This is a genomic window from Streptomyces sp. NPDC049915, assembly GCF_040656475.1.
Classification (GTDB): domain Bacteria; phylum Actinomycetota; class Actinomycetes; order Streptomycetales; family Streptomycetaceae; genus Streptomyces.
In genome coordinates, this window is sequence record NZ_JBFAMH010000002.1 from 183,650 (window position 1) to 210,214 (window position 26,565).

Annotated in this window: 27 protein-coding genes; 14 read left to right on the plus strand and 13 right to left on the minus strand. The window is 72.2% G+C overall.

Annotation, left to right across the window (positions count from 1 at the left end; genetic code table 11):
• Positions 1-97 precede the first annotated feature (97 nt).
• The 8 genes from AB0J12_RS03210 to AB0J12_RS03245 all read left to right on the plus strand — a co-directional run bounded on the left by AB0J12_RS03210 (position 98) and on the right by AB0J12_RS03245 (position 9,142).
• Complete coding sequence (locus AB0J12_RS03210) at positions 98-1,420, plus strand: beta-ketoacyl-[acyl-carrier-protein] synthase family protein (RefSeq protein ID WP_363262433.1); 1,323 nt, start codon at positions 98-100, stop codon at positions 1,418-1,420.
• Positions 1,417-3,276, plus strand: a complete 1,860-nt coding sequence (locus AB0J12_RS03215) for a CoA-transferase (protein ID WP_363262434.1) — start codon at positions 1,417-1,419, stop codon at positions 3,274-3,276. The genes AB0J12_RS03210 and AB0J12_RS03215 overlap by 4 nt, the downstream gene beginning before the upstream one ends.
• Before the next feature lie 108 nt (positions 3,277-3,384).
• A complete protein-coding gene (locus AB0J12_RS03220) occupies positions 3,385-4,362 on the plus strand; it encodes a ketoacyl-ACP synthase III (protein ID WP_363262435.1) in 978 nt (325 codons plus the stop codon).
• 64 nt (positions 4,363-4,426) lie between these two features.
• Positions 4,427-5,113: an HAD-IA family hydrolase gene (locus tag AB0J12_RS03225; RefSeq protein WP_363262437.1), complete on the plus strand. Its 687-nt coding sequence runs from the start codon at positions 4,427-4,429 to the stop codon at positions 5,111-5,113.
• A gap of 71 nt (positions 5,114-5,184) precedes the next feature.
• On the plus strand, positions 5,185-6,207 hold the full coding sequence (locus AB0J12_RS03230; RefSeq protein WP_363262438.1) for an AfsA-related hotdog domain-containing protein: 1,023 nt from the start codon (positions 5,185-5,187) through the stop codon (positions 6,205-6,207).
• Positions 6,197-7,225, plus strand: a complete 1,029-nt coding sequence (locus AB0J12_RS03235) for a 3-oxoacyl-[acyl-carrier-protein] synthase III C-terminal domain-containing protein (protein ID WP_363262439.1) — start codon at positions 6,197-6,199, stop codon at positions 7,223-7,225. The genes AB0J12_RS03230 and AB0J12_RS03235 overlap by 11 nt, the downstream gene beginning before the upstream one ends.
• Positions 7,222-8,028 (plus strand): SDR family oxidoreductase, encoded by an 807-nt coding sequence (locus AB0J12_RS03240; RefSeq protein ID WP_363262440.1) that lies wholly within the window; start codon positions 7,222-7,224, stop codon positions 8,026-8,028. The genes AB0J12_RS03235 and AB0J12_RS03240 overlap by 4 nt, the downstream gene beginning before the upstream one ends.
• Before the next feature lie 340 nt (positions 8,029-8,368).
• Complete coding sequence (locus tag AB0J12_RS03245; protein WP_363262441.1) at positions 8,369-9,142, plus strand: SDR family oxidoreductase; 774 nt, start codon at positions 8,369-8,371, stop codon at positions 9,140-9,142.
• Positions 9,143-9,226: 84 nt separating this feature from the next.
• Here the strand turns inward: AB0J12_RS03245 and AB0J12_RS03250 are convergent, their stop codons facing one another.
• Both AB0J12_RS03250 and AB0J12_RS03255 read right to left on the minus strand, forming a co-directional pair.
• Positions 9,227-9,688: a nuclear transport factor 2 family protein gene (locus AB0J12_RS03250; RefSeq protein WP_363262442.1), complete on the minus strand. Its 462-nt coding sequence runs from the start codon at positions 9,686-9,688 to the stop codon at positions 9,227-9,229.
• 119 nt (positions 9,689-9,807) lie between these two features.
• On the minus strand, positions 9,808-11,385 hold the full coding sequence (locus AB0J12_RS03255) for an MFS transporter (protein WP_363262443.1): 1,578 nt from the start codon (positions 11,383-11,385) through the stop codon (positions 9,808-9,810).
• A gap of 267 nt (positions 11,386-11,652) precedes the next feature.
• Here AB0J12_RS03255 and AB0J12_RS03260 point away from each other — a divergent pair, with 267 nt between their 5' ends.
• Positions 11,653-13,224 (plus strand): FAD-dependent monooxygenase, encoded by a 1,572-nt coding sequence (locus AB0J12_RS03260; RefSeq protein WP_363262444.1) that lies wholly within the window; start codon positions 11,653-11,655, stop codon positions 13,222-13,224.
• Between the two features lie 108 nt (positions 13,225-13,332).
• Here the strand turns inward: AB0J12_RS03260 and AB0J12_RS03265 are convergent, their stop codons facing one another.
• The 5 genes from AB0J12_RS03265 to AB0J12_RS03285 all read right to left on the minus strand — a co-directional run bounded on the left by AB0J12_RS03265 (position 13,333) and on the right by AB0J12_RS03285 (position 17,216).
• The gene (locus AB0J12_RS03265) at positions 13,333-14,007 is read right to left on the minus strand and encodes a response regulator transcription factor (protein ID WP_363262445.1); all 675 of its coding nucleotides are present in this window, start codon (positions 14,005-14,007) and stop codon (positions 13,333-13,335) included.
• Positions 14,000-14,617, minus strand: coding sequence for an ATP-binding protein (locus tag AB0J12_RS03270; RefSeq protein ID WP_363262446.1), 618 nt, complete (start codon positions 14,615-14,617; stop codon positions 14,000-14,002). The genes AB0J12_RS03265 and AB0J12_RS03270 overlap by 8 nt, the downstream gene beginning before the upstream one ends.
• 191 nt (positions 14,618-14,808) lie before the next feature.
• A complete protein-coding gene (locus AB0J12_RS03275) occupies positions 14,809-15,399 on the minus strand; it encodes a TetR family transcriptional regulator (protein WP_363262447.1) in 591 nt (196 codons plus the stop codon).
• 267 nt (positions 15,400-15,666) lie between these two features.
• Positions 15,667-16,593, minus strand: a complete 927-nt coding sequence (locus tag AB0J12_RS03280) for an NAD-dependent epimerase/dehydratase family protein (RefSeq protein WP_363262448.1) — start codon at positions 16,591-16,593, stop codon at positions 15,667-15,669.
• Positions 16,590-17,216, minus strand: coding sequence for a ScbR family autoregulator-binding transcription factor (locus tag AB0J12_RS03285; RefSeq protein WP_363262449.1), 627 nt, complete (start codon positions 17,214-17,216; stop codon positions 16,590-16,592). Before AB0J12_RS03285 ends, AB0J12_RS03280 begins: the two co-directional genes overlap by 4 nt.
• Before the next feature lie 268 nt (positions 17,217-17,484).
• Here AB0J12_RS03285 and AB0J12_RS03290 point away from each other — a divergent pair, with 268 nt between their 5' ends.
• Positions 17,485-18,420, plus strand: coding sequence for a ScbA/BarX family gamma-butyrolactone biosynthesis protein (locus tag AB0J12_RS03290; RefSeq protein ID WP_363262450.1), 936 nt, complete (start codon positions 17,485-17,487; stop codon positions 18,418-18,420).
• Positions 18,421-18,516: 96 nt separating this feature from the next.
• Here the strand turns inward: AB0J12_RS03290 and AB0J12_RS03295 are convergent, their stop codons facing one another.
• The 4 genes from AB0J12_RS03295 to AB0J12_RS03310 form a co-directional block, all read right to left on the minus strand.
• On the minus strand, positions 18,517-20,217 hold the full coding sequence (locus AB0J12_RS03295) for a methylmalonyl-CoA mutase family protein (RefSeq protein ID WP_363262451.1): 1,701 nt from the start codon (positions 20,215-20,217) through the stop codon (positions 18,517-18,519).
• Between the two features lie 72 nt (positions 20,218-20,289).
• Entirely contained in the window at positions 20,290-20,628 is a 339-nt protein-coding gene (locus tag AB0J12_RS03300; protein ID WP_363262452.1) for a DUF3817 domain-containing protein, read from the minus strand.
• Positions 20,629-20,756: 128 nt separating this feature from the next.
• The gene (locus tag AB0J12_RS03305) at positions 20,757-21,266 is read right to left on the minus strand and encodes a MarR family transcriptional regulator (RefSeq protein ID WP_363262453.1); all 510 of its coding nucleotides are present in this window, start codon (positions 21,264-21,266) and stop codon (positions 20,757-20,759) included.
• Between the two features lie 11 nt (positions 21,267-21,277).
• Complete coding sequence (locus AB0J12_RS03310; RefSeq protein ID WP_363262454.1) at positions 21,278-22,558, minus strand: MFS transporter; 1,281 nt, start codon at positions 22,556-22,558, stop codon at positions 21,278-21,280.
• 72 nt (positions 22,559-22,630) lie between these two features.
• On the opposite strand from AB0J12_RS03310, the gene AB0J12_RS03315 reads away from it, so the two are divergent.
• Positions 22,631-23,614: a DUF5937 family protein gene (locus AB0J12_RS03315; protein WP_363262455.1), complete on the plus strand. Its 984-nt coding sequence runs from the start codon at positions 22,631-22,633 to the stop codon at positions 23,612-23,614.
• A gap of 4 nt (positions 23,615-23,618) precedes the next feature.
• Here AB0J12_RS03315 and AB0J12_RS03320 read toward each other — a convergent pair whose 3' ends face one another.
• Together AB0J12_RS03320 and AB0J12_RS03325 are read right to left on the minus strand one after the other, a co-directional pair.
• Positions 23,619-23,915: an MTH1187 family thiamine-binding protein gene (locus AB0J12_RS03320; protein WP_363262456.1), complete on the minus strand. Its 297-nt coding sequence runs from the start codon at positions 23,913-23,915 to the stop codon at positions 23,619-23,621.
• On the minus strand, positions 23,912-24,262 hold the full coding sequence (locus AB0J12_RS03325; RefSeq protein WP_363262457.1) for a DUF3817 domain-containing protein: 351 nt from the start codon (positions 24,260-24,262) through the stop codon (positions 23,912-23,914). The genes AB0J12_RS03320 and AB0J12_RS03325 overlap by 4 nt, the downstream gene beginning before the upstream one ends.
• 159 nt (positions 24,263-24,421) lie before the next feature.
• Here AB0J12_RS03325 and AB0J12_RS03330 point away from each other — a divergent pair, with 159 nt between their 5' ends.
• Genes AB0J12_RS03330 through AB0J12_RS03340 form a run of 3 tightly spaced genes read left to right on the plus strand, consistent with a single transcriptional unit; the run spans position 24,422 to position 26,500 of the window.
• Entirely contained in the window at positions 24,422-25,054 is a 633-nt protein-coding gene (locus tag AB0J12_RS03330; protein ID WP_363262739.1) for an AIM24 family protein, read from the plus strand.
• Position 25,055: 1 nt separating this feature from the next.
• Positions 25,056-25,706 carry an AIM24 family protein gene (locus tag AB0J12_RS03335; protein ID WP_363262740.1) on the plus strand — a complete coding sequence of 217 codons (651 nt, stop codon included), beginning with the start codon at positions 25,056-25,058 and terminating at the stop codon, positions 25,704-25,706.
• Positions 25,703-26,500, plus strand: a complete 798-nt coding sequence (locus AB0J12_RS03340; RefSeq protein WP_363262458.1) for an AIM24 family protein — start codon at positions 25,703-25,705, stop codon at positions 26,498-26,500. Before AB0J12_RS03335 ends, AB0J12_RS03340 begins: the two co-directional genes overlap by 4 nt.
• Positions 26,501-26,565: the final 65 nt, after the last annotated feature.

A 26,565-nucleotide genomic window follows, 5' to 3' on the forward strand; every position in this document is an offset into this window, starting at 1 on the left:
AGCGAATACCCGGACGGTACCGCGAGTACTGCTTTCCCCTGGAAAGAGTACCCGGCGGCCCATGGCCGAATAACCGGCCCCACCTATCGTTTTCCGTATGACGAACAGTGAATTCGAGATACCCGCATCAGCGAGTTCGGCGTCATCCCTCATGGCGCCGAACAACGAACGCATCGTCGTCACGGGAATCGGTGTCGTCCTCCCGGGCACCCTCTCCGTCGACCAGTTCTGGGCGAACATCTCGGGCGGCAGGTCCCAGGTGGGCCGGCTCACCCGCTTCGACGCGCAGCAGGCCGGCCTTCCGGTGTACGCGGCGGCCGAGATCGACGACTTCGACCACCGCCCCTTCCTCCCGGAGCTGACGGACGCGCACGCGGCCAAGTACTCCCGGGAGATCCTCATCACCATGTCGGCCCTCACCGAGGCCCGTCGCGACGCGGGGCTCGGTCGGGACGCACTGGACCCGCGCCGGCTCGGCATCGTCATGTCCTCCTCCCGCGGCCCGTTCAGCTGGTGGCGCGACGTCCTCACCGGCGCCGACCCGGGCGCCTTCGGCGACAAGGGCGCGATGTTCCGCGGCCTGCCCGGCTGCCCGGCCTCCCTGTCCGCCGTCTACACCGGCGCCCAGGGCCTGGTCACCACCGTCTCCAACGCCTGCGTCGGCGGCCACCAGGCCGTCCAGCTGGCGCTGCGGGAGCTGCGCTCCGGCGCCGCGGACGCCATGCTGGTCGGCGGCCACGAGTTCCCGATCGTGCCCGAGGTCGCCGCCTGCTACCGGGCGATGGGCCATGGCGTGCTCTCCTCCGAACGCGAGGACCCGAGCCGTGCGGTGCGCCCCTACAGCGACGACCGCGAGGGCTTCGCGCTCGGCGAGGGCTCCGTCGTGCTGTGCCTGGAGCGGGAGTCGGTCGCCCGGCAGCGCGGCGCCCGGGTCTACTGCGAGATCCTCTCGGCCGTCTCCCTCAACGAGGCCGCCCACCCCACCACCATGGACCTGACCGGCAAGGTCACCGCCTCGGTCATCGAGGACGCGCTGGCCGACGCGGGCCGCTGCGCGGACGACGTCGACTACTTCTGCGCGCACGGCACCGCCACCCGCTACAACGACATCGCCGAGTCGCGCGCGCTGCGCGCGCTCTACCCGGAGCGCACCGCCGCCGCCCTGCCGCCGCTGAGCTCCAACAAGCCCATCTACGGCCACACGTTCGGCCTGGCGGGCATCATCAACGTCGCCGCGACCGGCCTGATGATCCACCACCGGACCATCGCGCCCACCATCAACTTCACCACGCCCGACCCCGAGTGCGACCACGACCACGTCTTCGAGGGACCGCGTGCGGCCGAGGTCGGCCTCGCGGTGTCCATGTCGTTCGCCTTCGGCAGCCAGACCGCGGTCGTCGCGCTGGGAGCCCCGTCATGAGCCGCCCCCTGATCGCCGCCGACGTCGACGCACTGGTCCGCGCCCTGGTACGCCCGGGCGACCACGTCCACCTGGCCGGCACCCCGTCGCGCCCCAACGCCCTCACCTACGCCCTGTGCCGGGTCTTCGGCGCCGACGGCCACCTCACGGTCTCCACCACCGCCGTGCACTCCTCGGCCCACGCGCTCGCGCTGTCCGGCGTCGCCGACAAGGTCATCGCCGGTTTCGCCGGGGACACCTACCCCTCGCCCCGCCCCAACCCCCTCTACGCGGACCTGGACAAGGGCGAACCGTTCGTCTTCGAGGCGTGGTCGCTGCTCAGTTACGTCCAGCGGCTGATCGCCGGCGCCCAGGGAAGCCCGTACGCCGTCACCGGCTCCCTTGCCGGCACCGACCTCGCCGAGGGCAAGCCGGACGTGCTGCACCGCGTACCCGACCCCGCGCGCCCGGGCGAGGAGATCACCCTGCTGTCGCCCCTGCGCCCCGACGTCACCCTCGTGCACGGCGTGGCCGCCGACGAGGACGGCAACATCGCCCTGGTCCCGCCGCTCGGCGAGGGCGCCTGGGCCGCGTACGCCGCCGGGCGCGGTGTCATCGCCTCGGTCGAGACAATCGTCAGCCGTGAGGAACTGCGCGAACTCAACGACCGTGTGGTCATCCCCGGCCAGCGCGTCCTGGGCCTGACCGAGGCCCGTCTGGGAGCCCACCCCCAGGCCCTGCGCACCGACCGGCTGGCCGGCGTGGACGGCTACTTGGACGACTACGCCTTCCTGGAGGAGATAGTCGCCTCCTGCCACGGCGAGCACCGCGGCCGGGACTGGTACGACACCTGGGTCACCGGCCCCGGCTCCCACGAGGAGTACGTACGCCGCCTGGGAGCCCACCGCCGCACCGCCCTGCGCATCCCGTCCGCCACCGCCGCGGACGACGACTACGACGCCGAGACCGAAACCTGGGCGGAGAGCCACCGCAGCGAGAAGGAGGCCGTGACCAGGGCGGGATCCGCATCCGCCGCCGCCACCGCACCCCTCGCCGCCCGGCCCGCCGAACCCGCCTCGCCGGCCGATGTCCCGCTCCCCGCGCCCGCCACCCGTCTAGAACGCCTGATCGTGCTCGGCGCCCGGGCCGTCGCCGAGCAGGTCCGCGCACACGGCTACGACACCCTGCTCGCCGGGATCGGCACCTCGCACATGGCGGCCTGGCTGGCGGCCGAGCTGCTGCGGGCGGGCGGACAGGACGTCAAGGTGGTGGCCGAGCTCGGCATGTACGGCTTCAGCCCCGAGGGCGGGGACACCTTCCTCTTCAGCCTGCTGCACGCCGCCCGCAGCGAGATGCTGGCCGGCATCCCGGAGATCCTCGGCGGTATGGTCGCCGCCAACCCCCGGGCGCTGGGCGTCCTGGCCGCCGCCGAGATCGACGAGAGCGGCACGATCAACACCAGCCGCGGCGCGGACGGCCGCTGGCTGACCGGCTCGGGCGGCGCCAACGACATCGCGTCCAGCACCGACTGCGTGGTGATCGCCCCGTCCTCCCGCCGCCGCTACGTGCCGGAGGTCACCTACCGCACCAGTCCCGGCCACCGCGTCCGCGAGGTGGTCAGCGACTTCGGCCGCTTCGTCCGCGACGGCGCCGCGAGCCCGTTCCGCCTCGCCACCTACCTCCCGGCCGACGACGCCGCGGACCCCGCCGCCGGCGCCGCGGACGGCCCGCGGGAGCTCTCCCGCCAGGCGGCCGAGGCCGTGGCGAGCCGTACCTCCTGGGGCGCCGACGCCTCCCATGTGGCCGCCGAAAAGCCGGTGACGGAGGAGGAGTTGGCCGCCCTGCGCGCCCTCGACCCACAGGGCCGCTTCCGCTGAGCGGCATCACGCACCCCCGCTCCCGCTGAGCGGCACCCGCCACACCCCCGCTCCCGCTGAGCTGCACCCGCACACCCTCACCCACCCGGACTCACAAGGAGCCCCACCATGCACACCCGTACCGAAGCGCGCACCTGGACCGGCACCGGCCTGAAGTTCTCCGGCCTCGGCCACTACTTCCCCCGCCACCACCGCACCCACGACGGCGAGGTCACCGTCGGTGGCCGCACCTACCCTCCCGATGCCGCGCAGGAACTCGGCGTCCGCGCCCTCCACGTGGCCGACGAGGACGAAACGCTGGAGTTCATGGCCGTCCAGGCCGCCACCTCGGCCCTGGCGAACGCCGGCCGCGAACCCGACGACCTGGACCTGGTCGTCCTCGCCAACTGGACCGACCGCCAGTGGATACCGGAGATAGCCCCGGGCGTCGCCGCCGCCCTCGGCGCGCACGGCGCCCTCGCCTTCGACGTCTGCGGCGCCTGCACCGGCTTCGTGCACGGCGTGCAGACCGCTGCCGCCATGCTCACCGCGCACCCGGGCTGGAAGCGCGCCGTGGTGGTCGCGGCCGACCGCTTCACCCGCCGCGCCCGCCCCGGCACCCGCGGCCAGCTGGTCTTCGGCGACGCGGCCGGCGCTGTCGTCCTGGAGAAGGGCGACCCGGACGACCCGAGCGGCCTGATCGACTCGGTCCTGGACTGCGATGCCTCGGAGGCGGACACCGTCGCCGCCCGCGCCCCCGAGGGCTTCCTGCGCCCGAAGCCGGAGCTCATCGACCTGGCCGTGCGCTCCAGCCTGAAGGTCGCCGACACCGTCCTGACCCGCAACGACCTGAAGACCTCGGACATCGACTGGCTGGTCCCGCACCCCGGCAACAACGCCATCCACGCGGGCGTACGCGACGGCCTCGACCTGGAACCCGCGCGGTTCCTCACCAACTTCGCCGAGCGCGGCAATACCGGCTGCGCCTCGATCCCGATCGCGCTGTCGGAGTTCTCCGAACAGGGTGTCGTCAAGCGCGGCGACCTGGTCCTGTCCACGGCGGTCGGCTCCGGCTGGTACTACGGCGGGCTCCTGTACCGCCTGTGACCTCGCCGCCGTACGAGCCCCAACCCGCCCTGCTCGCACTCCACTTACTCATCGAAGGACCGTCATGAGCCTCACGCACCCCACCGGACCCACCCCCTCCCCCACCCCGTCCCTGGCCGTATGGACCGACTTCGGCGGCGTACTGACCCCGCCGGTCGACGTCACCTTCAACGAGTTCGCCGACCGCGTCGGCGTCCCCCTGTGGGCGCTGAAGGAGTCGATGCGCCTGGTCGGGGAGAAGTACGGCACGGACCCGATGGGGCCGATAGACATCCCGCTGATCGACGAGGCCGCCTGGTCCGACGAGCTGGAGGACGTCCTCGGCGGCACCTTCGGAGTCGTCGCCGACCTCCAGCACTTCGGTGACCGCTGGTTCGCCGGGCGCCCCGCCAACCGGGCCTGGGCCGCGCACCTGGACGGCTTCAGGGCCCGGGGCGCCTTCGTCGGACTGCTCTCCAACCTGCCGCCCTCCTGGGAGCGCCACCGCCGCTTCATGATCGGCGACTCGCACTTCGACGGCATCGTCCTCTCCCACGCGGTGGGCAGCCGCAAGCCCGAGCCCGAGATCTTCGAACTCGCAGCGAAGCGGGCCGGGCTCGAACCGCACCAGTGCGTGCTCGTGGACGACCTGGAGAAGAACGTCTCCGGCGCGATCGCCGCCGGCTGGCAGGCCGTGCACTTCCACGACGCCGACCAGGCCGCCCGCCAGGTCTCCCGCCTCCTCGACGCGTCCGCCCCGGTCGCCGTCTGAGCCCCGGCCCCCCGGCCCGCAGATCTCCCCATCCCCGGCACCCGCCCCGACGCACCGCACAGGAGCCCGTCATGTCCGTACTGAGGCTGGTCGACCCGGCCGAGGCCGCCGAAGCGGCCCAGACCCTGTCCACCCAGCGCACGCTGTCCCGCCGGCTGGTGCACCGCTCGGCGATCTCCGAGGTGTTCCTCACCGACTTCCAGTCCGTCGACGAGAACACCTTCCGGGCGGCGGCCCAACTCCCGCCGCGCCACTTCTACTACGGCGACCACACCGCCCGCCCCGCGACGCACGATCCGCTCGCGGTGTTCGAGAGCGTGCGCCAGATGCTGCTGTGCGCGATGCACCTCCAGCACGACGCGGGCCACGACACCAAGTCGATCACCGCGACCGCGTCCCTGGAGATCACCGACCCCGAGCCGCTCCGGGCCGGCGGCGCGCTGGACCTGCTGCTGCTCGGCGACGTGGAGCTCGCCAAGATGTACCAGGACACCGTCGCCCGCGTGGTGCACCGGGTGCGGGTGATGGTCGGCGGCCGGCAGGTGGGCGTCATCACCGTCGACACCGCGCAGCGACCCGACCCCGTCTACCAGAAGCTGCGGATGAGCCACCGCGCCACACCGCCGCCCTTGTCCGACACCCTGCCCGCGGACACCGGCGGCGTCGCCCCGGCGCCCTGGCGGGTGGGCCGCGAGCAGGCGGAGAACGTGGTTCTGGAGAACGCCGACGTCACGGACGACGCCGTATCCGCGCGACTGCGGGTGCCCGCTGCGCACCCCAGCATGTTCGAGCACGCCCAGGACCATGTGCCGGGGCCGGTGATGATGGAGGCCGCCCGGCAGGCCGCACTGCTGCTCGCTTCCGGCTCACCGGGCGGGTCGCCGGCCGGGTTCTGCCTTCGGTACGTCGGCGCCGAGTACCTGCGCTTCGCGGAGCTGGACAGCGACATCACCGTCGTCACCCGCCGGCTGCCCGAACCGGTGGACAACGGCCAGTGGACCGAGACCGCCTTCGTCCAGCAGGACGAGACCGTCGCCCGGATGCGCGTCCGCCTCGCCGAGGCCCACACCGGCGGAGCCGACGATGCGGTTTGACGCCCCCGTCCATCTCAACGCCCCCGCCCACGCGCTGGGCGAGCACGCCCAGCCCGTCTCGGACGCGGTCGCCGGCCTGCTGATCGACGGGGAGAACGCCGAGCGGTACGCCTACACGGCCCTGCGCACCAGCGCCCTCGCCCCGGTCGAGCTCGCCGCGCTCGCCGCAGCCACCTCCCTCGACGCCTCCGGGACCCCGCCGGAGCGCATCACCCAACTGCTGCACGCGTGGACGTACCACCAGGGCCACGAGTTCTGGTCCCCGGCGCACTATCTGGCCCAGCGCGTCGGCGCGGTGGCCGCGGAGCCCGTCGGGATCCAGCAGATGTGCAACGGCGGGCTGGCCGCCATCGTGCAGGCCGCCTGCCGGCTGCTCGCCACCGGCGCCGGCCCGGCCCTGGTCACCACGGCGGACTGCTTCCCGCAGCCCGGCTTCGACCGCTGGGGCGGCGACTACGGCGTCTGCTACGGCGACGGCGCCACCTCGGTGCTGGTCGACCGCGCCCCGCGCGGCCGTTCCGTGCGCCTGCTGTCGGCGGCGACCGTGGCGGCGCCGGTACTGGAGGGCATGCACCGCGGCGACGCGCCGTTCAGCCCGGCGCCCACCAGCGGCGTCAAGACGCTGCTTCCGAAGCTCGCCAAGAAGGAGTTCCTCACCGCCAACCCGGCCCTGCCCTTCGGTCCGATCGCGCACGACGCGGTCACCTCCGTGGTGGCGCGGGCCCTGCGCGACGCGGGGGTCGGCCCCGACGACGCACGGCTGCGGGCCGCGGCGCTGCCCCGGCTCGCCCGGCACGTCATCGCGGACGCCTACGAGCCCGCCTTCCGCGAGGTGTGCGCCGCGCCCGTCGTCCGGCTCGGCTCGGACACCGGCCACTTGGGCGCCGGAGACGCCGTCGCCAACCTGTCCGACCTGCTCGACCGGGACGACGTACGCCCCGGGGATCTGCTCGTCCTGCTCAGTGCCGGCGCCGGGTTCACTTGGTCCGCCGCGATCGTGGAGGTGAATCAGCCGTGACGCATCCCGCCGTCCGCGCCGAGGAGGCAACCGCCCCCGCCGAGGACCCGACCGCGCTGTTCCGGGTGGACGGCCGGGTGGCCGTGGTCACCGGTGCCTCCAGCGGCATCGGCGCGCACACGGCCCGGCTGCTCGGCGCCGCGGGCGCCCGGGTGGCCCTGGCCGCGCGCCGTGAGGGCCCGCTGAAGGAACTCGCCGCCGAGCTGCCCGGCTCACTCGCCGTGCCCTGCGACGTGACGTCGGCCGAGGACCGTGCGCGTCTGGTGCGCACGGTCACCGAGGAACTCGGCCCGATCGACATCCTGGTCAACAACGCGGGCCTGTCGGAGACCGTGCCCGCGGAGACACAGTCCGTGGAGAGCTTCAGCTCCATCGTGGCGCTGAATCTGACGGCGGTGTTCGCGCTGAGCCAGGCGGTCGGCACGGGCATGCTGGAGCGCGGCCGGGGCTCGGTCATCAACATCGCCTCCATCTACGGGCTGGTGGCCAGCGGCAGCCTTCCGCAGGCCGCGTACGCCGCGTCCAAGGGCGGGGTGGTGAACCTGACCCGCGAGCTGGCCGCCGAGTGGAGCGGGCGGGGGGTGCGCGTCAACGCGCTGTGCCCGGGCTGGTTCTGGTCGGAGATGACCGAGTCGATGCTCGGCAGCGAGAAGGGGCGGGCGTGGGTGGAGCGCCGTACCCCGATGCGCCGCGCCGGCCGGCTCGGTGAACTCAACGGCGCGCTGCTGCTGCTCGCCTCGGACGCCGGCTCCTACATCACGGGAGCGGCCGTGCCCGTGGACGGCGGCTATCTGGCCCTGTGACCGCGGCAAGGCCCGAGGGACGCCGCCCCATGCCGCTTCGGAGGCATGGGGCAGTCCTCCAAGAGGGAATGTCCTGGTCAGCTCGCATATACGTAGCATCGACAAAGCGCGGGCAGGGGATTGCTCGCGGTCCGGCCACCCGGTTGTGCTTCCGGGTTCGTGCCGCCGCCCGTTCCTCCCCCGCCCGGGCGGCCGCAGGCCGGCCGCCTCCCCTGCCCGCGCCTTACGACGACGACCGCCGGCGACTGCCGCGCGGTCGTCACCTGTCTGTTCGCCCTTACCCGTCTCACCTGTTCGTTCGTCATCACCCGTCTGTTCGCCGTTTCTGGAGGGCACCATCGTGAGCACATCCGTCTCCCCCGCTCGTTTCCGAGGCCGGGTCGCCCTGGTCACCGGCGCCAGCCGGGGCATCGGGTACGCCGTCGCCGAACGCCTGGTCGCCGAGGGCGCCCGGGTCTGCCTCACCGCCCGCTCGCCGGAGCCGCTGGCGCAGGCGGTCGAGCGTCTGGGCGGGCCGGAGCACGCTGTGGCCGTCGCCGGCAGGACGGACGACGACGGACACCGGGCCGAGGCCGTCGAGCGGACGCTGGCGGCGTTCGGACGGCTGGACGTCCTGGTCAACAACACGGGGATCAACCCGGTGTTCGGTCCGGTCCTCGACCTGGAGGAGTCCGCCTGGCGCAAGGTGTTCGACGTCAACGTCCTGGCGGCACTGGGCTGGCTGCGGCGCGCCCGCGAGGCGTGGATGGGCGAGCACGGCGGCAGCGTGGTGAACATGACAGCCGTGGCGGGGCTGAAGCCGGCCACCGGTATCGGCGTGTACGGCGCCAGCAAGGCCGCACTGATCCACCTCACCGAGCAACTGGGCCAGGAGCTCGGCCCGCGCATCCGCGTCAACTCGGTGGCGCCGGCCGTGGTCAAGACCCGCTTCGCGTCGAAGCTCTACGAGGACCGCGAGCAGCGGCTCACCGAGGACTACGCGCTGCGGCGCCTGGGGACCCCCGAGGACATCGCCGCCGCGGTCGCCTACCTGGCCTCGGACGACGCCTCCTGGGTGACCGGCCAGACCCTGGTCGTCGACGGCGGCCTGACCACGGTGGGCGGCGGCATCTGAACCGGGCTGCGTCGCATACGACTTCGGGCCTTCCCCGCGTGGGGAAGGCCCGAAGTCGTGTGTGCGGGTGCGGTGGTTACCGGATCAGACCCCGCGGCGGGTGCCGTCCGGGTTCAGCGGCGACCACCACAGGGCCGAGGTCGAGCAGCCGTCGCCGAGGATGACGCCACGGCCTTCCACGATGCGGCCGTCCCGCCAGCGCAGGAAGTGCAGCGCCGTCACATCGAGCAGGTCGTACGGCGAGGTGCTGTCCTGCGGCGCTCCGGCCCGCAGCGCACGGTTGGTGTTGACGTCGACCGAGCAGCCGTCCTCGGCGTTGACCATGATGGTCACGTTCTCGGCGGTGTAGGTGCCGCCGGACAGCTCGCCCACGGTCTTGAGGAAGCCGAGGAAGCTGTCCAGTCCCTCGTGCCAGCCGGCGTGCGCGTGGTTGCCGGGGATCTCGAACCTGACGTCCTCGTCCCAGTACTCGAGCATGGTCCGGCGGTCCCCGGACGCCAGGGCCCCGAAGGCCTCACGGACTCGCTCGACGGTCAGCGCGCTCACGGTGTTCTCCCTTGTTCGTCGTTCTACCGGTGTGTTGCGTCGTGTTGCGGGTGGTGGGCACAAGCGGATGCCGGGGCGGCCGGCTGTCACGGCAGCCGCCCCGGCGCGCTGTGCGTGGTTCAGGCCGCGACCTTCTCCGGCTCGGCCTGCGGTGCGGCCTCGGCCACGGGCGCCGCCTTGCCGGCCCTGGCGCCGACGGCGGCGACCAGCACCGTCGCGGCGGCGCAGAAGCCGGCCATGATCCACAGGGCGGTGTGCAGGCCGCCGGTGTAGGCGGAGGTGGCGACCTGGTGGAAGGCCTCGCGGGCGTTCGCCGGCACGGTGGACTGCGGGCCGGACAACTGCCCCTGGTTCAGGGCGTTGGCCAGCTCGGTCGGCTTGCCGCCGTACGGGCCGGTGAAGGCGTCGAGCTTGGTGCCGAGTTCCACCCGGGTGAAGCTGACGAGCAGCGAGCCGACCACCGCGATACCGGTGGCCTCGCCCGCGAGCCGCATGGTGTTGAACATGCCCGCGGCCATGCCGGCCCGCTCGGGCTCGACGCTGGAGACGGCGGCGCCGTCCATCACGCCGAAGGAGACGCCGATCCCGATGCCGATCACCGCGAAGGGGCCGAGGGCGGCCCAGTTGCCGATGCCGGGGTGCAGGACCGTCAGCCAGGCCGTGCCGATCGCGGTCAGGCCCACCGAGGCGGTGACCATGTGGCGCACCGGGATCCAGCGCAGCAGGTATCCGGTGATCAGCGGGAAGAAGATGGTCGGCACGGTGAGCATCAGCATGTCGACGCCGGCGTGCATGGTGGTCTGGCCGTTGACGGCGGTGAGGTAGCTGGGCAGGTAGACCAGCAGCGGGGTGAAGGCGAGGACCAGGGCGACCACGCCGACGCACAGCGAGACGAACTGCGGCTGCTTGAACAGGCCGAGGTCGAACATCGGCCGCTCCTGCCGCTTCTCCACCACGACGAACAGGGTGAAGAGCACGGCGCAGGCGACGTACATGGCCAGGTTGAAGGCGGAGGCCCAGCCGAGCGCGGAGCCCTCGATCAGGGCGGCGATCAGCGCGGTGAGGGCGCCGCTGAAGGTGATGGTGCCGGCCCAGTCGACGCGGCCGGCCTGCGGGTCGCGGGACTCGGGCAGCCGGGTGGCGAGGACGAGCACCAGGGCTCCCGCGATCGCGGGGACCAGAAAGACGGACCGCCAGCCGAAGGTGGTCGACAGGGTGCCGGCGATGAACGGCCCGAAGGCCATGCCGACGCCGACGGTGGTGCCGAAGACGGCGAAGGCCTTGGCCCGCGCGGGCCCGTCGAAGACCTGGGCGAGCGTGGCGCTGCCGGAGGTCAGCATCGCGGCGGCGCCGATGCCGGCGATGACCCGCGAGGCGTCCAGCAGCGCGATGTTGCCGCTGAGCGCCGAGACCAGCGAGCACACGGTGAAGACGACGGTGCCCAGCACGAAGACCTTGCGGCGGCCGAACCGGTCGGCGAAGGCGCCGGAGGCGAGCATGAAGCCGGCGAAAGTGAGGTCGTAGCCGTTCACGATCCACTCGTCGGCGGCCAGGCTGCTGTGGAAGTCGGCGGCGACACCTGGGATGGCCACGGACGCGCCGGTCAGTGAGATCGGCAGCAGCAGCGATGCGAGCACCACGGTGACAAGAGAGACGACGGGATTACGGGATGTATTCCGGGACGGATGATCCCTCATGATTCTTTTCCTCCAGAGAACTGCCGGTGTCCATGGCAATTCCACGCTAGGGACCGGGAACCGGGTCCGTATATTCCCCTTGTGGTCCGGCGCGTGTTTCCTTGGTGACACTCCCGGCCGTCCGTCCAGCTCAGGCTGCTACTTTCGGTTCGTCACGGCGGCACGTCAGTGGAATATCCGCGCCCTTTTCCGCAGCGCGGAACTAAAGTCCGGAATTGCCCGTGCCCGCCGGCCGGTGCGAGTATCCAAAATGCTGGGAGAGCGCACATGTCCAAGGTCAACCCCGTTCTGGTGGTCGGCGCCGGGCCGATCGGCCTGGTCATCGCCTGTGAGCTGCTCGGTCAGGGCGTACCCGTCCGGATCGTCGACGCCGAACGCGACCACTCGGCCCACTCCCGGGCCACCACCATCTGGCCACGCCCGCTCGAGCTCCTGCGCCGGATCGGCGTCGCCGACCGCTTGGTGGAGAACGGGCACCGCATCCAGGGTGTGGCGTACTACTCGGACCGCCGTCATCTCGCGACGGCCTGGCTGAACCGCCTGGCCGACACCCCCTATCCCTTCGCCGTCGGCCTGCCCCAGGACCGCACCGAGGAGCTGCTGGAGCAGCGTCTGGCGGAGCTCGGCGGCAAGGTCGAGCGCGGGGTGCGGCTGCGCACGCTCGACGCCGGCGGGCCGCGCGCCCGGGCGGTCCTCGCCCTGCCGGACGGCCTCACCGAGGAGGTCGAGGCGGACTGGGTCGTCGGCGCGGACGGCGCGCACAGCACGGTGCGCAAGGAGCTGGGCCTCACGTTCGAGGGCTCCAAGCTGCCGATCAACTTCGCCATCACCGACGCCGAGTTGTCCGGGGAGATACCGGCGGACCTGGTGAGCTACTGCTACACGGCCGCGGGCGGCCTCGGCCTCGCCCCGGTCTCGCCCGGCGTCCACCGCATCGCCGTGGCGGTGCCGCCCGACATGGCCGCCACCACGCCCACCCGCGGCTTCTTCCAGCAGGTGGTGGCCGACCGCGCCCCCGGCGGTGTCGAGGTGGGCGAACTGCGCTTCAGTACGGTCTTCCAGGTCCACGTCCGCAGCGCGTCGAGCTTCCGTCACGGCCGGGCCTTCCTGGCGGGCGACGCCGCCCACCTGATGAGCCCCGCGGGCGGCCAGGGCATGAACACCGGCCTGCTGGACGCCGCGAACCTGGGCTGGAAGCTGGCGGGCGTCCTGCGCGGCACCCTCGACGAGGCCATCCTCGGCAGTTACGACGCCGAGCGGCGCCCCGCGGTGCACACGGTGACCCGGTCCACGTCGCTGCAGACCCGCTGGGGCGCCCTGACCAAGCCGGCCCAGCTCGCCCTGCGCGACACGGCGGTACGGGCCGCGGGCCGCACCGGCGTCCTGCAGCGGGCCCTGGCCCCGGCCATCGGCCAGCTCACCTCGGGCTATCGCGCCCCCACCGCCCGCCGGACCTCCCTCACGGGCCCGAAGGCCGCCCCGGGAGACCGTCTGCCGCTCCTCCTCGGCGAGGAACCGGTCCTCAGCGGCGCCCCCTGGCCCCGCATCACCGGCCGCTCCTACGCCGTACTCCTGCACGCCGGCCGCACCAGGCCCGCCGACTGGCGCGGCACCTGTGCGGCGATCCGCGCGGCCGTGGGCGAGGCGGCCGAGGTGGTCGAGGCGCCCAGCCGCCCGGAGGGCCCCCTCGCCACGGCCCTCGGCCGCCGCCCCACGGCGGCGATCGTCCGCCCCGACGGCCACCTGTACACGGCCCTGACCGACCTCGGCGCCCGCACGGTGCTCACCGCCCTCGAGCGGGCCCGCCGAGAGGCACTGCCCGACGGTGGCCCGGCCTGACCCTCACCGCCCAGGGGCCGCCGGCTCGCGGGGCGGCGGCCCCCGGCACACAGGCGGCCCCCGCCACACAAACCGGCGGGGGCCGCAGCAAAACGGTGGTTCGACGGCTCAACCGGCCATCGGCAGGAAGTGCTTGCCGTGCGGGCGGATGAGCTGGAGCGCGGTCGCCTTGTTCACCGCGTCGAGCCGGGAGACCGCGTCGAGCTTGTCGAAGATCTTCCGCAGATGACGCTTGACGGTGCCCTCGGTGATACCGAGGCGGGCTCCGATCTGCCGGTTGCTCAGGGCCTGCGCCACCAGGGTCAGCACCTCCGTCTCGCGCTCGGAGATCGTCGCGGCTCGCGGGGCGGGTCCCTGGCCGGGCGCGGCGAGCGGTGGCATCGACACCGTGACCATGGCCCGCCCGCTGCCCGGCCGCTCCCGGATCGCCGCGAGCAACGACTGGCGGCTGGCGCTCTTGTGGAGATAGCCGCGCACGCCGAGGGCGAGCAACTGCCGTACCAGCGCCGGGTGGTCGTCCATGCTCAGGACGATGATGCGCAGTCCCGGCCGCCGCTCCAGCAGCCGGCGCACGGTGGCTCCGGGGTCCTCGTTGTACGGCATCTGCACGTCGAGCAGCGCGACATCGGGCCGCAGTTCCGCCGCGGCACGCACGGCCGCCCGGGCATCACCGACCTCCGCGACCACGTCGAGGTCGGGCTCGCTGCGCAGGAGTTCGACCATCGCCTCGCGCAGCAGGGTGTGGTCGTCGGCGACGAGGATGCGGGTCGGGGTGTCAGACATGGCGGGTGTTCCTCTCCTTGACGGGGACCCAGAGCGTGATCCGGGTGCCGCGCCGGGGGGCGCTGGTGACGGTGGTGACGCCGCCGGCCGCCTGGATCCGCTCCCGCATGCCGAGCAGGCCGTTGGTGGAACCGCTTCGGCCGACCGTGGCGGGGTCGAAGCCGTCCCCGTCGTCGGCCACCGAGGCATGCAGCTCTTCGCCGTCCCAGGCGATGTGGACGGCGACGTGCCGGGCGTTCGCGTGGGCCACTGCGTTGCGCATGGCCTCGCGGACCGCGAGGAACACGGCGTCCGCGACGGCGGCCGGCAGCAGCCCGTCCATGCCGTCGACCCGCAGGTCCACACGCGGCTCGCTGATCTCCATCGCCTGGACGAAGCCGCGCAGCGCGTCCTCCATCGAGAACGGCGCGAGCGCCGGCGGCGAGTCCCGCAGCGCCGAGGTCACCTGACGGGTCGCGCACAGGACGTCAACGACGGCGGCCCTCACCTGCTGCAGACGGGCGGCCGCGTCCGGGTCGGACCCCATCGCCGTGGTCTCCAGCATGTCCAGCCGGCGCAGCGCCAGCGCCAGTGCGCCGCCGATCCGGTCGTGCACCTCACGTGCCAGCACCTTGCAGACGTCCGTCTGTGCTGTGCCTGTATCCCTCACCGGGTCCTCACTCTCCCCCGTACAGTCCCTGGCCGAGTAGGCCCTACGCCGAGAAGAATACAGAGAGCTCTCTTTTTTTCTAGCCAGATCCGGTACCCGGTCGAGTACGCAGATGGCAAAGAAAAGGCGGCCGTACCTTTACCTCGGACCCCTCAGGCGGGCACCGCGGCGATGCCGTGACAGACGAAGGGCCACAGCCGCGACATGGCGCCCGCCGCCCCGCGGAACTCCTGCCCCGGGTCGGTGCGCGGCTGCACCTCGACAGCCGTGAGCAGGTACATCACCAGCCCCGCCACCGCGGACGGCCGGGCGCCGCGCCGCAACTCCCCCGCCGCCTCCGCCTCCTTGAGCAGCCGGCACAGCGTCGGCGTCCACGAGGAGTGCCAGGGCGGAACGATGTCCGGCCGCTCCCGCGCCAGCAGCGAGCCGGCGCGCACGACGACGTCCTCGTCCAGCAGCCGGGCGAGCACCTGCAACAGCTCCCCGACGGCCCGCAACGGGGACACCTGCCCCGCCACGGCACCCGCGGCCCGCTCGCCGGCGATGCGCGCGGCACGCTCGACCAGAGCCTCGGCCAGCTCGCTCTTGCTCGCGAAGTGAAAGGTGAGCGCCCCCATGGAGACGCGGGCGCACCTGCTGATCGCGACCAGGGTGGCCCCGTGGTAGCCGTTGTCGTCCACGACATCGGCCGCGGCCCTGATGAGAGCTTCGCGCGTGCGCTCCGCCCTGGCCTGCATTGCCATGCATCCTCCGAAGTTCTGAGGCCGACCGGCGTAAATAAAAGAGATCTCTCTATATTATTCTGCCGCCGGGGACAGCTTCGCAACCAGCCGGAACGAGCCATCGCGCGCAAGGCCCGGAAACAGAGAACGGGCCCCCTGCCTCGGCGAGACAGGGAGCCCGGAGAAGTCGGCGGCCCGGCGGCACCCGATGGGGGTCCGGGGCCGTAGCGGTGTGCGGGCGTGGCCGCGGGGGCGCGTCCGGCCGCACCGCAACCGGACGCCGAACGGCTACGGCAGGCTCACGAGCCGCTCCAGCGGACCGGTACCGGGGTCGACGCCCAGCAGCTTCCAGATCAGGTCGCTGCGGTAGTGGTGATCCCTGCCCAGCAGCTCCAACTGCCGCCGCCCGAACCGGCCCCGCGTACGCGCGAGCAGCGCCACGCACTGTTCCCAGTCGGCGTCCCCGCGCGCGGGCTCGGCAAGGCCCTGTGCGGCCAGCACCTGTCTGAGGCGCCCGCTGGCCACCGGCACGGAATGAGCGGCGTGATGCACTCCCCGCACCGGGGTGCCCACGGTGACGGCGGCCGCCGCCAGCCGCGCCAGATCGTCCACGTCCACCAGGGACAGCAGCCCCGTACCGCCGGCCCACCCGGGCGCGACCCTCGCGGTGAGCTCGGCGAACGCCGGGCCGACCCACCGGTCCCCCGCACCGACCACCAGATTCGGCCGCAGCACGAGCGCCCCGGCCGCCAGGGCCGGACCCTCCGCGGCGAGGCGGCTGCGACTGGCCTCGGACACCGGCTCCGCGACGACCTCGTCGACATCGATGCCACGGTGCGGACCGGCGCCGTAGACGGCGGCCGTGGAGAAGTGGACGATCCGCTCGACCCCGGCCTCCCGGGCGGCCGATATGACGGCGGTGGTGCCCTCCAGATTCACGGACCAGGACCGCCCGGCATCGCTCCCCACATAGGAGACGGCATGCACGACGGCGTCCGCGCCCTGTAAGGCACGGTGAAGTGACGCCGGGTCGGTGACGTCCGCCCGGACCCGCTCGACCGCACCGCCACCCGGCACCTCGACGGCCCCGCCGCGCGCCAGGGCACGCACCCGCACCGGCTCCCCACCGATGTGCGCACACCCGGCCAGCCGCCGCACCACCGCGGAGCCGATGAACCCCGTGGAGCCGGTCACCGCGACGGTGCGCGGCCTCACCTGCCCGTCCCCGGTCCCCGCGTCCCGAACTCGAGCTTCTCGATCACCTCGGGACGGGCGATCGCGGGCAGGAAGTACCGCCACAGGTCGGCGATCCTGTCCTGGAGATCCTCGTGACCGGCGCTGATCCGGGACAACAGCTGGGTCCCGCTGTAGGCGCCCACCAGCACCCGGGCGAACCCGGCGGGGTCCACACCCTCGCGCAGCTCGCCGAGCGCGTCGGCGACGATGAGCTCCTCCTTGAAGCGGGTGATCCACAACTGGTAGGCGGTGTCGTCCTGTATGCCGAAGGCGCCCTGCTCGACCGCCAGCCGCACACCGGCCCGCAGCAGCACGTTGCTCCGCAGCTCCCGGGCCAGTTCGAGGGTGAAGTCGATCAGGTGCTGGAGTCCGCTGCGGCCGGCCGGCTCCGGCAGGTCCGCGCCCTGTTCGTTCATGACCGCCCTGGCCACGCCCTCCTTCGAGCCGAAGTGGAAGTACAGCGCTCCCATGGTGGACCCGGCCCGCTTGATGATCTTCGTGGTGCTGGTACCGGCGTAGCCCGCGAGATCGAACTCCTCGGCGGCCGCCCTGATGAGAGCCGCCCGTGTCCGTACGGCACGCTCCTGCTGAGCCTGCGCCACTGGGCCTCCCTGTCAAATAAAAAGAGCACTCTCTCTGTTGATACGTGCACCAGGGTACGCACGGGCCCTCCCGGTGTCCAGGACGTCGATCCACGCCCCGGCGCCGACGCCAAGTTCCCTGATCCGGAAGGCGTCACCCCGCATGGCTTGATCGCTCCATGAGCGACCCTTTACTCACCTTTGAGTCCAAAAAAACAGAGCACTCTTTATGTTTGGGGAGCTGCGGCTGCCAGCCGCAGCGCTCACATACGTCTCAGGGGGATTCCGTATGTCCAGCACCATCGAGCACGTCCACACCACCGTCCCGGCCTGGGTGCCGGTGGCCCAGGAGCAGGTGCACAAGCTCACCGCCTCCGAAGTACTGCTGACCGAGTGGTGCCAGAACGGAAACGACGTCTTCACCGTCCACGCCGAATGGCCGCAGGACCACGGCTTCTACGGAACGCAGCACGGCCTGCACGACCCCATGCTGCTGCCCGAGTCGATCCGCCAGTGCATACCGCTGCTCAGCCACGCCGCCTACGACGCCCCGGCGGGGCACCGCCAGTCGTGGAGCCACTTCAGCTTCGCGCTGACCCCCGCCGCCCTGGCCACCACCATCGGCGCGACCTCGTTCGAACTGCGCGTCACCTGCAAGGACGTCGTCCGGCGCATGGGCCGGCTGGCCTCCATGCTGATGAAGGTCGACGTGCTGCGCGACGGGATCCAGGTCGGCACCGCCCACACCCGTTTCGCGAACCACGCCCCAGCGGTCTACCGGCGGCTGCGGGGCACCTACGCCGACCTCGACCACGCCATCGCCCGCGCGCTGCCGCTGCCTCCGCCGGCCGCGCCCGCCCAGGTCTCCCGCGGTGACTTCGCCGACGTCGTCCTCTCGCCGACCGACTCGCCCCGCCGCCACCAGATGCGCGTCGACCTGAATCACCCGGTCCTCTTCGACCACCCGGTCGACCACGCCCCCGGCATGCTGCTCCTCGAAGCGGCGCGCCAGGCCAGCCACACGGCGGTGCAGCAGCCGACCGCGACGCTCGCCATGGACGTGGTCTTCGCCCGTTACGCCGAACTCGACGCACCCTGCTGGATCCACACCGACGCGTACCCGACGAACCAGCCCGGCCAGCACCGGGTCCTGATCACCGCCGTACAGAACGACGTCTGTGTCTTCTCCAGCATCATCACGCTCCTGAGCCTCCCGCACAACTGACCACCCGGCGCGCCGCCTTGCACGGGCGCGCAACGCCGCACGCCCCGGGAACCACACAGGTTCCCGGGGCGTGCGGCGTCGACGTCACCGGTACGGCTAGAAACCCGCCGGCTCCGTGTACACCCCCCACTCGTCCCGCAGTACGCCGCAGATCTCGCCCAGGGTCGCCTCGGCGCGCACGGCGTCCAGCATCGGCTCGATCATGTTCGTGCCGGAGCGGGCAGCGGCGAGCATGGCGTCCAGCGCCGCACGCACCGCGGACTCGTCCCGCGCCGCCTTCCGCCCGGCGAGCGAGCGCACCTGCTCGCGCTCCACCTCGTGGCTCACCCGCAGGATCTCCAGGTCCCCTGTCACGGACCCCGTGTGGACGTTGACGCCCACCACCCGCTTCTCGCCCTTCTCCAGCGCCTGCTGGTAGCGGAAGGCGGACTCCGCGATCTCCCCGGTGAACCAGCCGTCCTCGATCCCGCGCAGGATGCCGGAGGTGATCGGCCCGATCGGGTGCTGCCCGTCCGGGTGCGCGCGCAGTCCCCGCTCCTTGATCTGCTCGAAGATCCTCTCGGCGTCGGCCTCGATCCGGTCGGTGAGCTGCTCGACGTACCACGAACCGCCCAGCGGGTCCGCCACGTTGGCGACCCCGGTCTCCTCCATCAGCACCTGCTGCGTACGCAGCGCGATCTCCGCCGCCTGCTCGCTCGGCAGCGCGAGGGTCTCGTCGAGAGCGTTGGTGTGCAGCGAGTTGGTGCCGCCGAGGACCGCGGCGAGCGCCTCCACGGCCGTCCGCACGACATTGTTGTACGGCTGCTGGGCGGTCAGCGAGACACCGGCGGTCTGCGTGTGGAAGCGCAGCCACTGGGACTTCTCGCTCTGCGCGCCGTAGACGTCCCGCATCCAGCGCGCCCAGATCCGGCGCGCCGCGCGGAACTTGGCGATCTCCTCGAAGAAGTCGACGTGCGCGTCGAAGAAGAAGGACAGACCGGGCGCGAACACGTCCACGTCGAGCCCGCGCGACAGCCCCAGCTCCACGTACCCGAAACCGTCCGCCAGCGTGTACGCCAGCTCCTGCGCGGCCGTCGCGCCCGCCTCACGGATGTGGTAGCCCGAGACGGACAGCGGCTTGTAGGCGGGGATCTTCGCGCTGGTGTACTCCATCAGGTCGCCGATGAGGCGCAGGTGCGGCTCGGGCTGGAAGAGCCACTCCTTCTGGGCGATGTACTCCTTGAAGATGTCGGTCTGGAGCGTGCCGTTGAGCACCCCCGGGTCCACGCCCTGCCGCTCGGCGGCGACCAGGTACATGCAGAAGACGGGAACGGCGGGCCCGCTGATGGTCATGGAGGTGGTGACGTCCCCGAGCGGGATGTCCTTGAACAGCACCTCCATGTCGGCCGCGGAGTCGATGGCGACGCCGCAGTGCCCGACCTCGCCGAGCGAGCGCGGGTCGTCGGAGTCGCGGCCCATGAGCGTCGGCATGTCGAAGGCGACGGACAGGCCCCCGCCGCCGTTGCCGAGGATCATCTTGTAGCGCTCGTTGGTCTGCTCGGCGTTGCCGAATCCGGCGAACTGCCGGATGGTCCACGTCCGCCCTCGGTAGCCGGTCGGGTACAGCCCGCGCGTGAAGGGGTACTCCCCGGGCCAGCCGATCCGCTCGAAGCCCTCGTACGTGTCCCCCGGCCGGGGGCCGTACACCGGCTCCACGGGATCGCCGGAGAGCGTGGTGAAGTCAGCGTCGCGCTTGCGTGCGGCGTCGTACCGGGCCTGCCAGCGTCGGCGGCCCTCCTCGATGGCGTCAGCGTCCATACCCTCGAATTTACTAGGACGTCCTAGTAAATGTCGATGGCAAACCGCCGCACAGGTGTACGGCGGTGAGGATTACGCCTCGGCGACCGCGGGAGCCGGGTCGGTGGCCTTGGCCTCCAGCTCGCGGCTGACCTTGCGCTCGACGAAGAAGGCGGCCGTCGGGATGGTGCCGGCGATCAGCACCCACAGCTGCTTGCCGACCGGCCACTTCGCCTTGGAGCCGAGGTCGAACGCGAAGATCAGGTACACGACGTACAGCCAGCCGTGCGCGATACCGACGACCTTGACGAAGCTGTCCGCGCCGTCGATGTCGATGCCGTACTTGGCGATGCAGCCGAGGGTCAGCAGGACCAGCAGCACGCCCGTGACGTAGGCCATGACGCGGTAGCGGGTCAGCACGCTTCGTTTCATGCATATGAGCGTAACCGCCCGAAAAACCCCCGCTGCAGCGGGGACCTCTCCATCACCCGGTATCGGGCAAGCACCCTCTTCGGGACACCTCCGCCGCGGCGGAGAGCAGCGCACTGACCCGCAGAACCCTACTCGTCCGCGAAGTCCTTCGCCGCGATCCGCAGCGGGCGCAGCAGGGCGAAGATCTCGCCGCACTCCTCCGCGTCGTACGCGCCGAGGCCGAAGTCCATCGCCATCAGGTCGCGCGTGGCGGCCTCGACGACCTCGCGGCCCTTGCCGGTGATGGAGGCGAGGGTGCCGCGGCCGTCGTTGGGGTTGGGCCGCTTGGCCACCAGACCGGACCTGACCAGCCGGTCCACCGTGTTCGTCACGGACGTGGGGTGCACCATGAGACGCTCGCCGATCTTGGACATCGGCAGCTCGCCCTCCTTGGAGAAGGTGAGCAGGACCAGCGCCTCGTAGCGCGCGAACGTCAGCCCGTACGGCTTGACCACCGCGTCCACCTCGGCGAGCAGGATCTGGTGCGCGCGCATGATGGACGTGATCGCGGCCATGGCCGGCACGCTGCCCCAGCGCTGCTTCCACAGCTCGTCGGCGCGGGCGATGGGGTCGAACGGAAGGCTGAGAGGCTTGGGCACGTCATCAGACCCTACCCGCCGGTCATATGGCGGTCAGCCCCGTCTCGCCTTTCGGTCGTCCGGCTGCGGGCGTCCGCCCGGCGCGTCCGGCGGGCCGCGGCCGCCGGCAGGGCGCAGACCGCGCTACCCACGACACCCGCGCCCGCGACGGTCGCCGTGACCCCGGCGAACTGAGCCACCACCCCGGCCAGCGCCATGCCCACGCCCTGCACGGTCATCAGCCCCGCCGTGAGCAGGGTCATCGCCCGCCCGCGCAGTTCCTCGGGCACGTCCCGCACCAGCCACTGGTCCAGGCCCAGGGTGTACGCGGCGCCGGCCCCGGAGGCCACCAGCAACAGCAGGGAGACGGCGAGGCCCGGGTGCAGGGCGTATCCGGCGTACGGCAGCAGGGTCACGCAGACCAGCGGCAGCGCGATCCGCTCGCGCACGGCGGGGCGCAGCCGTGCGCCGGCGAAGACCTCACCGGCGATCGTGCCGACCGGCAGCGCGCACATCAGCAGGCCGAGGCCCGCCGAGCCGGCGCCCAGTTCGGCGGCGTAGGGCGCGGCCAGCGCCTCCGGTGCGACGGCGAACAGCGGCGGGAGCCAGAACAGGAGCAGCAGGAGGCGCACCCCGCGGTGCGCGAGCACCTGCCGCGCGCCGCGCAGCGAGTCGGCGACCAGCGCCCCGCCGGTGCGCGCCCGCGCGGGCCGCCGTCGCGTGCCGAGGCGCAGCAGGAGCGCGGAGCCGAGGAAGGTGGCGACCGTGATGAGCAGCGCGTGCCGGGGCGATACGGCGGTGAGCAGGACGCCGCCGACGCCGAACCCGGCGAGCAGGGCGCTCTGCGAGACGATCCGCAGCAGGGAGCGGCCCAGCACAAACAGGTCGCCCTCGCCCAGGATGTCGGCGAGCGTGGCCATCCGGGTGCCCTGGAAGACCGGCGCGACGACGGCGAGGGCGCAGCGCAGCCCCAGCAGCACGGCGATCCCGGTGCCGGGCGCCGCCATCGGGGCCACACAGGCCGCGCACACCAGGTCGCACACCACCAGCACCCGCCGGGCGGGGTGGCGGTCGGCGAGGGAGGCGAGCAGCGTCCCGCCGACGAGGTAGGGCAGGAACCCGAACGCGAAGGTGAGCGCGCTGAGCAGGGGCGAGCCGGTCCGGTCGTAGACCAGGACGGACAGCGCGATCTCGGCTGTGACGAGTCCCAGCAGGGACAGGGCGTGCGCGGCGAAGACGGCACGGAACTCGCGTACGGCGAAGAGGTGGCGGTAGCCGACGGGCGCGGCGGCGGCCGGGGACTGTTCGGACATGGACAGCAGGGTCGCCGTGCGGCCGTGGCCGCCCTAGGCTTTCGGCTCCGGCCGAATCTTGCGGAGGTGCCCGTGCCGTCCCGTCTGCACTTCGGGGAGGACGACTTCCTGCGCTGCCGGTTCGCCCTGTCGCCGCTGTGGGAGACGCAGGAGGTCGTCCGCACGCTCAAGCGGACCGAGCGGCACGGCTACCACGCCCGGTGGCTGCGCCGGATCCGCGCGGCGGCCGACGGGCTGGATCTGAGCGGGCTGTGGCTGCTCATGCCGCGGCGCGGCCACTCCCCCGACTGGCTGTGCCCGCCGCCCGCCGGACCCGCGGCCGGCTTCGAGGAGGAGATCGCCGCGGTGCGCGCGGCCGATCCCGTGGCCGCCCGCGCCGACACGGCCCGTTCGCTCGCGGACACCCCGGGCGCGCTGGAGTCGGAGCGCGGCCGGGCCTGGCTCGCGGATCCGGAGCGGATGGTGCGGGAGCTGGCGGACGCCATGGAGGAGGTGTGGCGCACCCTGGTGGCGCCGGACTGGCCACGGCTGCGGGCGCTGCTGGAGGCGGACATCGCCTTCCACTCCCGGCGGCTGGCCGAGGTGGGCCTGGGCGGGCTGCTGCCGGAGATCAACCGGCGCTTCGGGTGGCACGCCGGGACGCTCACCGTGGACTACCACGGCGAGCACGAACGGCATCTGGGCGGGCAGGGCCTGGTGCTGATGCCGAGCGTCTTCGGCTGGCCGGACGTGGTCAGCACCTTCGAGCCCCCGTGGCAGCCGACGCTGGTCTACCCCGCGCGGGGAATCGGCGGTCTGTGGGCGGAGCCGGACGGCCGGGCGCCCGAGGCGCTGGCGCGGCTGCTCGGCCGGGGCCGGGCCGCCGTCCTCGCGGCCCTGGACGACCCGGCGACCACGACCGCGCTCGCCCACCGCCTGGGCCTGGCCCCGTCGTCGGTCTCCGCCCATCTGACGACGCTGCGCGACGCCGGTCTGCTGGTGGCGCGGCGCTACGGCCATCAGGTGCTGTACGAGCGGACCCCGCTGGGGATGGCGCTGGCGGCGGGCGGCGGCTGAGCCGTCAGCCGTCGGCGAGGTGGCGCTCGACCGTCTCCACCTTGGAGGTGAGGCCGTCGGTGACGCCGGGGCGGATGTCCGCCTTGAGGACCACGGAGACGCGCGGGGCGCGCGCTTCGACGGCGGCGACGGCGCGCTTGACGACGTCCATGACCTCGTCCCACTCGCCCTCGACGGAGGTGAACATGGCGTCGGTGCGGTTCGGCAGCCCGGACTCGCGGACCACGCGGACGGCGTCGGCGACGTACTCCCCCACGTCCTCGCCGACGCCGAGGGGCGTCACGGAGAAGGCGACGATCATGCGTTCACCACGCCTTCCTGGCGCGCCCGGGCGGCGATGACGGCGTCCTCGGACTCACGCCGCAGCCTGCGCTCGGCGATGAAACCGCCGCCGGGGATGATCGAGTAGGCGAAGTAGAGGGCGGCCTTCCCGCCGTTCCACTTTGTGCGGTTCCAGGCGTCCAGCCAGAAGAGCACGTACAGGACGAACAGCACGCCGTGGATCGGGCCCAGCACCGGGGCGACGTCGAAGCCGGAAGCGACCGTGTACTTGATGATCGTGCAGGCCGCGAGGACGATCCAGGAGATGCCCTCCGGTACGGAGATCAGGCGGAGGCGGCGGATGGCGGAGGCTGTCTTGAGGTCCACGGGTCACCTTCGGTCGTGGGCGTACTGCGATTTGTGAACGGAAGCACAAGCGTTCACCCATTGTGGCAAACCGCGCCCGTAAGGGTCCGCTCAGGGTCGCTCTCCCCCCACGGGCCCTGTCCGGTGCCGGCGCCCGGCGGCTACTTTCCTTGCGTGGCGATGTTCCGACTGCAAGGCAGCAAGGTGCTCGCCGTCGACATGACCGGGGACGCCGTGAAGGCGAAGAACGGCTCGATGGTCGCGTACGACGGGCAGATGGCGTTCAAGAAGCTCTCGGGGGGCGGGGAGGGTCTGCGGGGCATGGTGACCCGGCGGCTCACCGGTGAGCAGATGACGGTGATGGAGGTGAGGGGGCAGGGGACCTGCTGGTTCGCCGACCGCGCGTCGGAGATCAACCTGGTGACCCTCCACGGGGACAAGCTGTATGTCGAGTCGAGCAATCTGCTCGCGACCGACGCTGGCCTCAGGACGGGCACGACGTTCACCGGGCTGCGCGGGGCCTCCCAGGGCAACGGGCTGTTCACGACCACGGTCGAGGGGCACGGGCAGGCGGCGATCACCTCCGACGGGCCGGCGGTGGTGCTGCGGGTGTCGCCGCAGTACCCGCTGAGCGTCGACCCGGGCGCCTATGTCGCCCACCAGGGCGACCTGCGCCAGTCCTTCCAGTCCGGTGTGACGTTCCGCACGCTCATGGGCGAGGGCGGCGGTGAGGCTTTCCAGATCCGCTTCGAGGGGGACGGGCTGGTGTACGTGCAGCCGAGCGAGCGCAACACGATCGCGGGGGATGTCTGAGATGACCTTCCGCGAGATCAACTCCAAGATGGTCGAGGCGGCCGTGGTGCCGGGACAGCGGCTGTACAGCCAGCGCGGCGCGATGCTCGCCTGCAGAGGCGACGTGAGCTTCACGCCCGACGTCCAGGGCGGCCAGGGCGGGGTCATGTCGATGATCGGGCGGCGGCTCGCGAACGAGGCGACCCCGCTGATGACGGTCGAGGGCAGCGGCACCGTGCTGTTCGGGCACGGCGGCCACCACGTCCAGGTCATCCGCCTCACCGGCGACACGCTGTACGTCGAGGCCGACCGGCTGCTCGCCTTCGAGGGCACCCTGACGCAGGGCACGGTGTTCCTGGGCGCGCAGGGCGGCGTGATGGGCATGGTCCGGGGCCAGGTCAGCGGGCAGGGGCTGTTCACCACGACGCTCAAGGGACACGGCGCGGTCGCCGTCATGGCGCACGGCGGCGTCTTCGAGATCCCGATCACCCCGCAGCGGCCGGTGCACGTCGACCCGCAGGCCTACGTCGCGCACCACGGCGACGTGCGCAACAAGCTGTCCACCGCCCTCGGCTGGCGGGACATGGTGGGCCGCGGCTCCGGCGAGGCGTTCCAGCTGGAGCTGAGCGGCAGCGGCGCGGTCTACGTCCAGGCCTCGGAGGAGAAGCTGTGAGCACCCCCTACGGCGCCGGGCCGGTCGTGCACGACCCGTCGACCCTGCCCGCCGACGACAACGTCAACGCCTACACCTTCTGCGTGGAGCTCAAGGGGAGCCAGTGGTTCCTGCAGAAGGGGAAGATGATCGCCTACTACGGGGCGATCGATTTCAACGGCATCGGGCACGGCCGGCTGGAGCGTCTGGTGCGTACGTCGTTCCATTCGCCTCTGCACGCGAGCGACTGGGTGGTGGCCGAGGGCTCGGGCAGGATGCTGCTCGCCGACCGGGCCTTCGATGTCAACTCCTACGACCTGGACGACGGCAATCTGACCATTCGCTCCGGCAATCTGCTCGCTTTTCAGCCAACTCTGTCGCTCAAGCAGTCGATCGTGCCGGGGTTTCTGACGCTCATCGGAACCGGAAAGTTCGTGGCCGCATCTAACGGGCCGGTGGTGTTCATGGAACCTCCGATCCGGGTGGACCCGCAGGCGCTCGTCGGGTGGGCCGACTGCCCGTCCCCGTGCCATCACTACGACCACGGGTACCTGACGGGCGTACTGGGCGGTCTACGTGCGATGACGGGCTTCGGCGGGGTCTCCGGGGAGGAGCATCAGTTCGAGTTCGTGGGCGCCGGAACGGTGCTTCTGCAGTCGACCGAAACACTCATGGCCGAGCAGGTCACGGGGGCGGTTCCACCGGAGCCCGGGGTACCCGGGGGAGGCGGGGCGCACGGTTCGGCCGGAGGGCAGTCCGGGGTACCGCGCCTTCCCGGACAGCTGGGGGACCTCCAGCGTCGCTTCGGGCTGTGAGCGGTAGTCTGCGGAGTGTGACGTCGAACGCGTGCGCACTGTCACACCACCCTCAGTAGTTCGCC